Annotated in this window: 10 protein-coding genes; 2 read left to right on the top strand and 8 right to left on the bottom strand. The window is 63.3% G+C overall.

What is annotated here, in order from left to right:
- Nucleotides 1-12: 12 nt before the first annotated feature.
- Both AC4BCK_RS09170 and AC4BCK_RS09165 read right to left on the bottom strand, forming a co-directional pair.
- Nucleotides 13-189 carry a CsbD family protein gene (locus AC4BCK_RS09170; protein ID WP_306971426.1) on the bottom strand — a complete coding sequence of 59 codons (177 nt, stop codon included), beginning with the start codon at nt 187-189 and terminating at the stop codon, nt 13-15.
- Between the two features lie 233 nt (nt 190-422).
- On the bottom strand, nt 423-1,472 hold the full coding sequence (locus tag AC4BCK_RS09165) for an App1 family protein phosphatidate phosphatase (protein ID WP_306971425.1): 1,050 nt from the start codon (nt 1,470-1,472) through the stop codon (nt 423-425).
- Between the two features lie 45 nt (nt 1,473-1,517).
- Between AC4BCK_RS09165 and AC4BCK_RS09160 the strand changes: the two genes are divergently transcribed.
- Nucleotides 1,518-1,913: a hypothetical protein gene (locus AC4BCK_RS09160; protein WP_306971424.1), complete on the top strand. Its 396-nt coding sequence runs from the start codon at nt 1,518-1,520 to the stop codon at nt 1,911-1,913.
- Between the two features lie 48 nt (nt 1,914-1,961).
- Here AC4BCK_RS09160 and AC4BCK_RS09155 read toward each other — a convergent pair whose 3' ends face one another.
- The 6 genes from AC4BCK_RS09155 to AC4BCK_RS09130 form a co-directional block, all read right to left on the bottom strand.
- Nucleotides 1,962-2,222 (bottom strand): GlsB/YeaQ/YmgE family stress response membrane protein, encoded by a 261-nt coding sequence (locus AC4BCK_RS09155; protein WP_306971423.1) that lies wholly within the window; start codon nt 2,220-2,222, stop codon nt 1,962-1,964.
- Nucleotides 2,223-2,328: 106 nt separating this feature from the next.
- Nucleotides 2,329-3,576, bottom strand: coding sequence for an AI-2E family transporter (locus AC4BCK_RS09150; RefSeq protein ID WP_330189290.1), 1,248 nt, complete (start codon nt 3,574-3,576; stop codon nt 2,329-2,331).
- A 296-nt stretch (nt 3,577-3,872) separates the two neighbouring features.
- Nucleotides 3,873-4,070 (bottom strand): hypothetical protein, encoded by a 198-nt coding sequence (locus tag AC4BCK_RS09145; RefSeq protein WP_306971421.1) that lies wholly within the window; start codon nt 4,068-4,070, stop codon nt 3,873-3,875.
- Between the two features lie 34 nt (nt 4,071-4,104).
- Nucleotides 4,105-4,395, bottom strand: a complete 291-nt coding sequence (locus AC4BCK_RS09140) for a DUF2254 family protein (RefSeq protein ID WP_330189289.1) — start codon at nt 4,393-4,395, stop codon at nt 4,105-4,107.
- Between the two features lie 120 nt (nt 4,396-4,515).
- Nucleotides 4,516-5,106, bottom strand: a complete 591-nt coding sequence (locus AC4BCK_RS09135; protein ID WP_306971419.1) for a DUF2254 family protein — start codon at nt 5,104-5,106, stop codon at nt 4,516-4,518.
- Nucleotides 5,107-5,859: 753 nt separating this feature from the next.
- A complete protein-coding gene (locus tag AC4BCK_RS09130; protein ID WP_306971418.1) occupies nt 5,860-9,735 on the bottom strand; it encodes a CBM96 family carbohydrate-binding protein in 3,876 nt (1,291 codons plus the stop codon).
- Nucleotides 9,736-10,502: 767 nt separating this feature from the next.
- Between AC4BCK_RS09130 and AC4BCK_RS09125 the strand changes: the two genes are divergently transcribed.
- Nucleotides 10,503-11,363 carry an alpha/beta fold hydrolase gene (locus AC4BCK_RS09125; RefSeq protein WP_306971417.1) on the top strand — a complete coding sequence of 287 codons (861 nt, stop codon included), beginning with the start codon at nt 10,503-10,505 and terminating at the stop codon, nt 11,361-11,363.
- Nucleotides 11,364-11,565: the final 202 nt, after the last annotated feature.

The raw sequence follows: 11,565 nt of genomic DNA, 5'->3' as shown, positions 1-11,565 counted from the left end.
TCCTGCCGGGAGTTAGTCCTTTTTGAAGGCGTCCTTGACCTTTTCGCCGGCCTGTTTCAGGTCGCCCTTGGCCTGGTCGCCCTGGCCCTCGGCCTTCAGGCTGTCGTCACCGGTTGCTTCGCCGGTTGCCTCTTTGCCCTTGCCGCCGAGCTTGTCGGCGGCGTTGCTGATCTTGTCATCCAAACCCATGGTGTTTCTCCCTACGGTTGGTTTCCGCCGGCGCGCTGTCGGCGGCTAACCCTTCCATCCTAACCACGCCCGATGGACTGACGTGGTGAATGGCTGACCTTCCATGGCACCATCCTCGGAACCGGTACCGTCTCCTGCCAGTTCCGCCGCACCCGTGCACAGCCGGAACTGCCGCTTAGTCATGGGCGCAACAGGGGGACGCGGCGGGCTTGGTTTCGCCACAGTCGGGACGATCAGGTACCGGGCAATGGGCGCCCTTTCAGCGCGTCTCGCAGCAGTGGCAGGAGCTCGTCTCCATCGGCGCCGCGCAGAATCGGGATGCCGTTGATGGAGCCCGTCCCCTGGCCGGCGCCGGTCGGTGCGGCCGGCCGGACCGACCGCAAAGCGATCGCTGCCACGTGGTCGGGGTGGGCCTTGGCCAAGTCACGGTAAATAGTGGGATCGTGTTCGCCGTCGTCTCCGACGAGGACCCAGGTGATGTGGGGCAGGTCCTCGATAAGGCGGGCGAGGGAGGATGATTTGTGTTCCTTACCGTCGCGGAACCAGCGGTGCGGGGTGATGCCCCAGTCGGTCATCAGGACTGCCCCTGCCGGGAAATCGTGCCGTTCCAGGAACCGCGAGACCGGGCCCACGAAGTTCCATGGGCCATTACTCAGATACACCACCCCGGGATGGTCCTGGCCCTCAACAGCGGTCCGAAGCAGGCGCGCCATGCCGGGCACCGATTGCCTGGTCGAACTGGAGCCGCGCAGGGTCCGCCAGGCCGCCCGGGCAGGATGGGAGATGCCGGTGACCCATACGGTGTCATCGATGTCGCACACCACGCCGCGCACCGGTTCGGCGCTCATGACGTGCACGTCCGCGGGAACCTGCCCGCGGCCCTCGACCTGCAGTGAAGCTTTAGTGAGTCCCGGTTTCAGGGGGCTGTCCAGCGGCAGCCGTGCGTCGATGATGCCGGCGGAGTCGCTGGTGACCGTGGTTGTGGTGCCGCCGAGCTCGATCGTTACCTCGGTTCCGGGACTCTCCAGGGTGAGCAGGCGGCGCCAGCCGGAAATGCCGCGGCGGGCGGCAGGATCAACTGATGCCGGGGCGAGGACGACCCGTCCGAGGACGCGGGCATGGTGTGCGCTGGCGTAGCCGGAATACGGAATGACCGCAGGGGTCCAGCCCTGCCTGGCCGCCCGGCGTGCCAGCCGGTCACGAATACCTGTTTCCGTGCGGTAGGCGACGGTAACGGCCGTTTTGCGGAATCGGGTCAGTGAGTCTTTTCTAAGTAGGGGCATCAGCACACGGTACCCGCAAGAGACGCTCCCGGATAAGATCGGCTTATGCCCGGGCCCGCAGACGTTCTCGGCCCCATCCTGGAGCTGATGACCTGGGTAGGGTTTGTCCCCGGGATTCCGTTGCTGGTCACAGGGTGGATCATGGCCCGGCGGCGCTGCCATTGGACCAGCACAACCGCTGAGGTGTTCGACGCCGGCCGATATAAGGGATTGCGCTGGCTGGACAGCGCCAACACACCGCACCTGTCCCTGCACGCCCTCACTGTGAACTCGCCCCTGGAAAGTGGTGAGAACATCGAGCTTCATTATGACCAGTGCCATCCGGCCCGGTGGAGCCTCGGGCCGCCCCGACACGACAACACAGTCCTGATTGTCGGCTGGATCCTGACCGTCCTGGGAATCCTCTGCACAGTGGCGGGCTTTGTCCTGCTGATGCTCTGACACATGCTGGGACCCCGCACCTGTTTCAGAGCGGTGACGTCTGTTCCGTCAGCGCACGGATTTGCGGCGGCCGGCGATGCCCTCGGCGACACCGATCAGGAGGACGGCTGCGATGACAGCGACGATGAACCCGAGGATGTTCAGCTCGAAGATGTCCCCTGTTCCCAGCAGGCTGGCGATGACCCCGCCGATGACCGAGCCGGCCAAACCCAGCAGCAGGGTCGCGATGAAGCTGAGGTTTTGTTTGCCCGGTTTGATCAGTCGGGCCAGTGCTCCAATGACGAGTCCGGCGATAATGAATCCAATCACAGCAGTACGCTCCTATCAGCTTTGGTCCGCGTCGCGGACCGAGGTTTTTATCCTAGACCTGCGCCCCGGCCGTGCAGGCGCGGGCGGGGTGCATTGTGGCCGGCTGTTACGGGTTTTGCTCCCGTTCAGTGACCTCTGCCCGGGAAGTAGCAGGGGTCCTGTCCTGTGCTTTTCCCAGGTCCATGGAGACGGCTGCTTTTTGGTACTCCCGTTCGGGTTCCGGTGTTGCTCTGCGGCCCTGGCCTTTTTCGTCCAGCACGGTGTCGCGTTCTGCTTTTCGTACGTCTTCGTCGGTGATTTGGTCGTCCGTCTTTTCGTTCCAGGCCTTGATCGCCGCCCATGTCACTGCTGCGAGGGGGACCGAGAGGATGGCCCCGATGATTCCCGCGAGTATGGTCCCGGCGGTCAGGGCCAGCAAGATAACCAGGGCGTGGACACTGAGGGTGTGGCCCATTACCACCGGCTGCAGGAAGTTGCCTTCGAGCTGGTTGACGAGGATCACGGCGATGACCACGATCAGTGCCGTGACCGGGCCGTTGGCGACCAGGGCGACGAGGGCGGCCAAAACACCGGCGAGGGTCGCCCCGACCAGCGGGATGAACGCTCCGATGAACACCACCGCGGCCAGCGGCAGCGCGAGCGGGACTCCGAGCAGGATCAGGGCCAGCCCGATGAAGAACGCGTCGACGGTGGCTACGATGGCCGTTCCTCGCACGTAGCCGCCCAGGACCAGAAGGCTTTCCTGGCCTACACGCCTTGCCTTGACCAGGCGTGTTCCTTTGAACGCCCGCAGGATGAAAGCCCAGATGCGTTCGCCGTCTTTGAGGAAGAAGAACAGGATCACGACCATCAGCAGGAAACCGGTGATGAAGGTTCCTGCGGCACTGAGGCCGGAGACCACGCCGGCGCCGGCGGTGCTGCTGGTGATGAAGTCCAGGACGGCGTCCCTGGCCTGTTGGATTTGCTGCTCGTCCACCGGGACCGGGCCGTTGCGCACCAACCCGTAGAGCTGATCGAACCCTTGCCTGGCGCTGCGGGCGAGTTCGCCCGCCTGTCCCATTACGGCGAACACCACGGCCGTGACCAGCCCGCCCACGGCCAGCAGCAGCAGTAGGAAGGAGAACCCGGTCGCGGCGGCACTGGGCCAGCCTTTCCTCCTCAGCCAATGCACCAAAGGCGCGATGGCAGCAGCGAGGATGAGCGCCAGCAGCAGCGGGATGACCACCAGCCGCAGCTGGATCAGCGCGTACACCAGCACCGTTGCAAGGCCCAGCAGCAAAAGAGTCTGTCCCGCCCTGACACTTGCGCGCCCGTAAGCATTCCGCCAGGGGTCCACCCGATCCGGAGTATTCATGGATTTTTCTCCTCATGTAGGGCAGTCACGGCGCTGTCCTGCCGCTGGCATCCCCCAGGACACACCCGGAACAAGTGCCGGTGTTCAGGCTACCTAAGGCTCTCACGCCCTGTCCGGGCCTGCCGTGACCGGTGCCGGTCCCCGACGATCCCGTCAACAGCGGGGACAGTGCAGGCTCCCTTCCCGCTGGCCGCCGAAGACAGGAACAGTTCAGTGACAATGGAGCTGCGGTGCGGCGCTGGCCGCCGCCCGCGGCCTGATACTTAGGGTGCAGCTTCTGGTGGAACCTGAAGCTGTCAGTCTCCTTTTTCCGCGCCCAGCGCTGCGATGGAGTCCGCCTGATCCAGCAAGTTTTTTCGGTCGGCCGGTGAATGGTTTGCGGCGCCGATGGCGTTGCGCATGAGGCGGAGGTGTTCGAGGACCTCCGCCCGGTGCGTGCCGTTGCGGTCACACCAGCTGAGTTCGTGGAGGAGTCCAAGAAGACGCCCGGCCACGACGGGGTCCGCTGCCCGTACTGTCGTGGCTGGTTCAGGGCCAAATCGAGGAGGTCACCGAGGACAGGAAGGGCCAGCACCACACGTACCTTCCTGGCCTTGTCCCTGAGCTGGTCCGGGCCCTGGGGCCGCTGCGCCAACCGGCAAGGAGGACGGAGAGATGCCCGATGACGTGGACGGCGGTGGTGGGGTCATTAACGCCAGGCGAAAGGGCGCGTACGGCGACATCGACCAGCTGGCGGAACCCAAATCCGACATCCTGGACATTGGTGCGCTCATACCCGGTTTCGACAGCTGTCTCTAAGACCGCCGGCGTGAATGTCACTCCAGGGTCCGCCGGCCAAACGGTCGCGAAAGGAACACCCCTCGACCAAGGAGGTGCCCGGCTCACGGTCGATCCGCACCACGGTCCCGGGAGACTTTCGCAGCTTGCACCAGCGCGGCCTTATCGAACGAGGTCAGGAACCCTGAATGAGTGGAGTTGATAAGGAATGTTTCGGACGCCGGGGACCGGGCCGGGTCCGGGAGAAGGGCGGTCCTTGGGAAAGACACGGTCAATGGTTTCCTGCGTTTCGGCGTTGACCCTTCGCATCATGGTTTCCCCACGGATTTCCCTGGTGAGGTGCGCCAGGAAGAGCACCAGCCCGATGACACTGGCTATGGCGAGCACGAAAGCGACCGTGACGGAAATCTCCGGAACAAGTGAAGATTTCCCGTCGTCTTCACCGCGAACGCTGCGAAGGACCGTCAGCGCATAGGAAAACGTGGCCAGAAAGAGAGCCAGCGTGCGGTGGACGAAACGGTCAGCAGTAAACGTCCGCACCAACCGTGGGGAGAACTGGCTGCTGGCCACCTGGAGAGTAACAACGGTCAGCGAAAACGCCAGCGAGGTCACGGTGATAAGGGAACCCGAAATGGCCTGCAGAACAGCCCTGGCCGCGTCCGTTCCCCCGCTAAAGAGGAGAACTGTCATATTGCCGGGCAAACGGTCGTCGACAACTGCATCGAACATGGGCAACGCGGTGCCCAGGATCACGGCGACAACAACCGCGAACGCCGGAACAGGTCATAACTCGGTCCGTAACGCATCCGCTGACCGGGAGGCACATGCCTTCACTATGGCCCCCGCGAAGCATGGAAACCGTTTCTGCCATAAGTTCCTACTCTGCCGGGACGTCATCTATGAGAACTATGTCTAGCACGGACGGAACCTGCCCGCCCTACCACGTTGGTCCACGGAACCAGCGCGGAGGCCGGGAAAGGGCACCGGGCTCTTAGCTGGCTGTTGCCGGAATATCGCCCAAGCCTCTGCGGTCTCCTCGCCACGGGAGAAACGCGTCTCTTTGCCCGGTGACAGCGGAATAACGCGTCGTAGACACCGGCTTGCGATCAGTGTGGCCGTAGGAATTTGCACCTATCAGGATTTCCCTGGTCCTCCCTTGGTGATCAAGCCCCACTCCTGACTATCGAATTCGGCGGCCCACCGGCCCCCCGAACTGTCGGCTCTCGTTATCTAAAGTCCCTCACATCATTCCATCACCGTGAGATGCTGGCCCTTTTGAGCTCTTCCAGCTGCTAAGCCCTTCCGTCCTTAAGACTTGGCGAGTATAAGTGTTGTGATGAACCGGCCCGGCTGGGGATACCCGCTGATAGCTCTCCAACGGCAAAGGAACCTCAGCAGGGCGGCAGGCATTCTGGTCAACCCCACAGTTGAGGAATCTCAATGGCATCACACCTGTCCTAGCTAGCAGCAGAAGATCAACTGCCGATTTTGAAGGACGTCGTGCACCTACTTCAGGGTGAGGACGAGTTTGGGTGCGGTGGTGCTGCCGGCTTCTTTGGAGTTGAGGTCCAGGCCGTCGGTGCTGCTGGTATCCAGGCCGAGGGAGAGTTGTTGGCCGAGTTCACCGGCCAGGGCGCTGATGGTCAGCGGGATGTTGTAGTTGGTGTTGGTTGTTGTCGGGCCGAGCGTGCCGATACCGGCACCGAGCGTGGGTCGGTTGTTGTAGGTGATCCCGCTCTCGGTCCAGCCGTCATCAGCGACCAGTTTTACGTTCTGCTTACCCGTTGACCCACTCCGGGCGCTGCGCACTTGCAGTGTTGCGCTCTCCAGGGTCCTGCCGGCGTACGCGGACAGATCAAACTTCAAGTACGTGAGATCCACTACCGGGCTGCTGTCCACCCCCAGCACGGTACCCGCGCCGTAGTTCGTCCCCGCCGCTCCGCCCGAGACATAGCTGTCAGCAGTGGCCGTGAGCGTGACGGTCTCCGACGCGCCCCCGGCGGAAGCGGTGGTGAAGGTCCACGTCTTGTCCTCCGCCAACGCGTTACCTGCAACATCCTTCACCCCGTCGGTGCCGCTCCTGATCATCGCCGTGTACGTCGTACCGGCCGCCAGATCCGCGTCCGGGTTCAGCGTCGCTATCCTGTCCGTGCCGTTGTAGGTCACGGCGGCCGGCACCGCGGCCGCCCCTGCGGTCAACGTGAACGTCGCCGGGGTGACCGTCGAGGCATCGATCGCCTCCGAAAACGACCCCGTCACATCCGCTCCCACCACCACACCGGCCGCCCCTGCAGCCGGAGCCGTACCCGTCACCGTCGGAGCCATCGAATCACCCGGCGGTGCAGGCGCCGCCCCGCCGCCACCCAGGGTGATGACGAGTTTGGGTGCGGTGCTGCCGGATTCTTTGGAGGTGAGGTCCAGGCCGTCGGTGCTGGTGGCGTCCAGGCCGAGGGAGAGTTGTTGGCCGAGTTCGCCGGCCAGGGCGCTGGCGGTGAGTGGAACGCTGTAGTTGCTGTTGGCTGCTGTGGGGCCGAGCGTGCCGATGCTGGTGCCGAGCGCGGGGCGGTTGTTGTAGGTGATTCCGCTTTCGGTCCAGGTGTCATCCGTGACGAGTTTGATGTTTTGCTTCCCTATTGACCCGCTGCCGGCGCTGCGCAGCTGCAGTGTCGCGCTCTCCACGCTGCGGCCCGCGTAGGCTGTGAGGTCGAATTTCAGGAAGGTGACTTCCACGGGACTGTTGTCCACACTGAGAGAGGTGCCCGTGCCGTAGTTTGTTGCTGCCGCTCCGCCCGCCACCCAGCTGTCAGCGGTGGCTGTGAGGGTGACGGTTTCCGTTGTGCCGCCACCACCGCTGGCGGCGGCCGTGGTGAAGCTCCAGGTCTTGTCCGAGGCCAGCGCGTTGCCGGCAGCATCCTTCACCCCGGTGGAGCCGCTCTTGATGGTTGCCGTGTAGGCGGTGCCGGCTGCCAGGTCCGTATTCGGGTTCAGCGTCGCGGTGTTGCCTGTGCTGTTGAGGCTCACGGTGGCCGTTACCGTCGTCGTTCCTGTCTTGAGGGTGAACGTGTCCGCATTGATGGTCGAGGTGTTCATCGCTTCGGAGAACGTGGCGGTCACGTTGGTCGACACTGCCACGCCTGGAGCAGCATCAGCCGGGGACGTGCCCGTCACCGACGGAGCCGTCGTATCACCGCCCCCTGCGCCGCCACCGCTGGACAGGGTGAGGACGAGTTTGGGTGCGGTGCTGCCGGCTTCCCTGGAGTTGAGGTCCAGGCCGTCGGTGCTGGTGGCGTCCAGGCCGAGGGAGAGTTGTTGGCCGAGTTCGCCGGCCAGTGCGCTGGCGGTGAGTGGAACGCTGTAGTTGCTGTTGGCTGCTGTGGGGCCGAGCGTGCCGATGCTGGTGCCGAGCGCGGGGCGGTTGTTGTAGGTGATTCCGCTTTCGGTCCAGCTGTCATCCGTGACGAGTTTGACGTTCTGCTTGCCCGTTGACCCGCTGCCGGCGCTGCGCAGCTGCAGTGTTGCGCTCTCCACGGTCCGGCCCGCATACGCTGAGAGGTCGAATTTCAGGTAGGTGGTTTCCACGGGACTGTTGTCCACGCTCATTGTGGTGGAGGTGCCGTAGTTTGTGTTTGCTGCTCCGCCTGCCACCCAGCTGTCCGCGGTGGCGGTGAGGGTGACGGTCTCGGACGTCCCGCCGCCGCCGCTCGCCGCGGCTGTGGTGAAGGTCCAGGTCTTGTCCGAGGCCAGCGCGTTGCCGGCAGCGTCCTTTACCCCGGTGGAGCCGCCCTTGACGGTTGCGGTGTAGGTGGTGCCGGCTGCCAGGTCCGTGCCTGGGTTGAGCGTCGCGGTGTTGCCGGTGCCGCTGTACGTCACTGCGGCTGAAACCGCCGTCGTCCCTGTCTTGAGGGTGAACGTGGTCGAATTAATGGTGGAGGCGTTCATCGCTTCGGAGAACGTGGCAGTCACGTTTGTTGAAACGGCCACGCCAGTAGCACCATCAGCCGGGGACGTTCCCGTAACCGTGGGAGCCGCCGTATCACCCGGAGGGGGAGCCGTTCCAAGCGACCGGTCCGAGTACCAGTAGCGCGAGGTGGCCTTGTTGGTGGCCATAACCACAACACCCGTGGTGGCGTTCACCCCCTGTTTAGTGGTGGTGACATTGTTCATGTTTGCTGACGCGCCGTCCTGGATAACCGGTGTTCCCCGTCCGGTGCCGAAGACAGGACTGTCCATGGAGGCGGTCTTCTCGTAGATGCTGCCGGACATTCCCGAATACGCGCAGCCGGATACTGAGGTGGATGGGGCCGTATAGAACGCCCTCACCTGGTTATTGGCCGTATCCAACAGGATTTGAGGTCGGGAAACACAGTCAGCCACGGTTGCGATAGTTGATTTTGTGAACGCGCCTGTTCCGGGTTTGAAGACCAGTAGCTGCAGCTGGGGCAAGGTCTTATCCGACGAGGTGCCGTCAAGGCTGGTCTTTGTCGCCGCGTAGACCCGTCCTGCCGAATCAGCCAAGAGGGCTTTAAGATTCAGGTGATCGTCGGCCTGGCCTTTGCCCTGGATGGCGGGCTGCACCTTCCACGACGATGCTGCGGTGGGGGACGTCCCGTCGGTGCGCGTGGCCCAATAAACGGCTCCCGCCGGCTGGTCGCTCCACATCACGCCGATTTTTTTGTTGCCAAAGGCAACAACTGCCGAGATGTCATCGGGGGCGGGGTTTGGATCCGCAACAGGTAGCACGAACGGAGACCCCCAACTGGTGCCGCCCGGTGCGGACGAGTTCACGTAAACGCTGCTGGTGTAGCCGGAGCTTGAGCTTCCGGCCACCTGCGTCCACGTCGCCCAGATGGCGCCGGTGGTGTCCTTGTCGATTGTCAAGGACTCGCTGCTGTTGTTGTTGATGTTTATGGGAAAGCCGGAGTCGAGCGTGTACTTGCCGGCACTGTAGCTGTACCTGTAGAGCTTGGCGGGCTGCCCTGAGACTGAAGCCTTTGCGCCGGAGTCCCCGGACACCGTCACCACATGGGAGGCGATGTAGAGTTTGTTCCCATCCCACAACGTGTCCGCTGACGCAGTGCCGCGGCTGTCATTCGTAACGCCCGTGCTCATCCAGGTCCTCGTGGCCCTGTCCAGTCGGTAGATCTGCCAGCCAGTTCCGGTGGTCCACATCTGCGCCCACCACGATCCGTCATTCCACCATAGTTTGCTCTGCGGTTTATCAGCGGTAGGGGGATTGGCCACACCCGAGTAGCTGATGCTTTGGTAGCCGTAATTCTCGGCTGCCTGAGCATTGCTGGCTGCTCCGATCAGGCTGGCAAAGAGGGCAACTGTTAAGACCAAAGCCTGGGCGGCTGAAGTTACCGGCGCTTTAGCTTTTGGCATCTCGGATTCCCTTGCTGGAGAAACATTTACTGGCGGCACCCCAACGGTGCCGGACGGTCGCCGTTGAACGTCAGGATTAGGACAAGGTAGTCCGCGCTTCCTGCCGGGGGCAATGGGGTTTTCGGGACGAAGAGCCAATAGGGAGTTGAGGGTTTAATTGCTCTTTGAACCTGTCGACAAAGACCCGGTTTTGAGGCTGCTGCTCCGGTGCGACGGTCACACGAACTCCTCCTGCCCCAGCCCTAAGTTGAGAAAGGGCGCCGTGTAATCCACCGCACTGCACAGATCCTGCCTGCAAGATCCATTGCTCGACCGGAGTTGGCAGGAGCGTTACGGTCCCGGTGCCCGCAGCCGCTGGTGTTCATCACATATGCGGAAAGCAGGGTGACGCTCGGGCCGGGATGGCTGCCGGTGCAAACGCCCTTCAGCAGTAAACGTCCGCGGCGACAAACGGAAAAACGGGCTGCTGGCCAGCTGAAGCGTGACCGCCGTCAGCGAAAACGTCGGGGACGTGACAGGTGAGCAAAGAACCCAATGTGGTCTGCACAACGCCCCTGGCGTCCGGCAGGGCAGAGGAAGGTTCTACTCCTCCGGTCACAAGGGCATAACGTGTCTTTGGCCAAGGCTTGCGATCAGGTCACGAGCGTTGACGGGGGCCGCAGCACGTTCCTACTGTGGTGGGTCTAGAAGCTGCGACCTTGGCACAGGCAGCAGGGCCCGTCACCAGGACAGACCATGGTGGGCGACTCAACCGAAAGACATACATCATGTACGCGGAAACAAAAGAAACCGCCGTCACCAAGGACAAAAGTCCCACACCAGCCACAGCCGAAACCGGCGGGCTTCCGCCCCTGACGGTCAGAACCATCAGTGCAGGGTCTGTGTCCTCGCGTGTGTTCTCCCTGGCCGGCCCTTCGGACACGCCGGGGCCGGTGTTCGTACTTTTGCACGGTATAGGGGCCTCCCACCGCTATTACCGCCGGCTCCAGGCTGTCCTTGCCCGCCACGGAGACACCCACGCCATCGACCTGCCCGGTTTCGGCGCTACCACCACACCCGACCAGCGTATGTCCGTCGCGGGATACGGGGGTGTCATCGCGGGGGTACTCGAGGCGATCGGCACTGGCCCGGTCGTGGTCATCGGACACTCAATGGGCACCCAGTTCGCCACCGAGCTGGCGGTTCAGCGTCCCGACCTGGTCTCGAATGTCGTTCTGCTCGGCCCGGTCGTGGATCCTGCACGCCGTACCGTCCTCCAGCAGGCCATGGCACTGGGCCTTGACTCCCTGAGGGAAAGTCCGCGAGGCAATGCCATCGTGTTCAGCGACTACATCCGCTCCGGACTGCGCTGGTACCTCACCGAACTGCGCGTCATGATGTCCTACCCCCTGGAAGCCCGCCTGGGCCACGTCACCCGGCCCGTACTCGTTGTCCGGGGATCGAAAGACCCCATCGCGCCCCGACAATGGTGCCAACAATTGGCGGACATCCCGGGCCAAGGCCAATTCCTCGAAATCGCCGGACAACCGCACATGGTTCAACACGGTGCACCCGACCGAACAGCAGCGGCCATACTCGCCGCGGCAACCATTCAGGACAGCTACGGTCCTCTCGTCCCGGTGCAGTGATCTCCGCTTTCTACGAAGTGCACGCCGGCCACCGCAGAAACCCCGGCCCTGCAGAGGACCATGAACATCCGGAATCGAAGAGCAACACGCAACGAGGCTCAGAATGGAACATGGTTTGTCCTCGCCGCTGGGCGAAACCTTGACAGGGGCCGAACAGAAGGGTCGGTTGCCGGTATGAGTGCGCTTCGAACCGCCTTCGACC

The sequence above is a fragment of the Pseudarthrobacter sp. As-47 genome (genome assembly GCF_058215595.1).
This window is presented reverse-complemented; position numbering and strand designations above follow the sequence as displayed.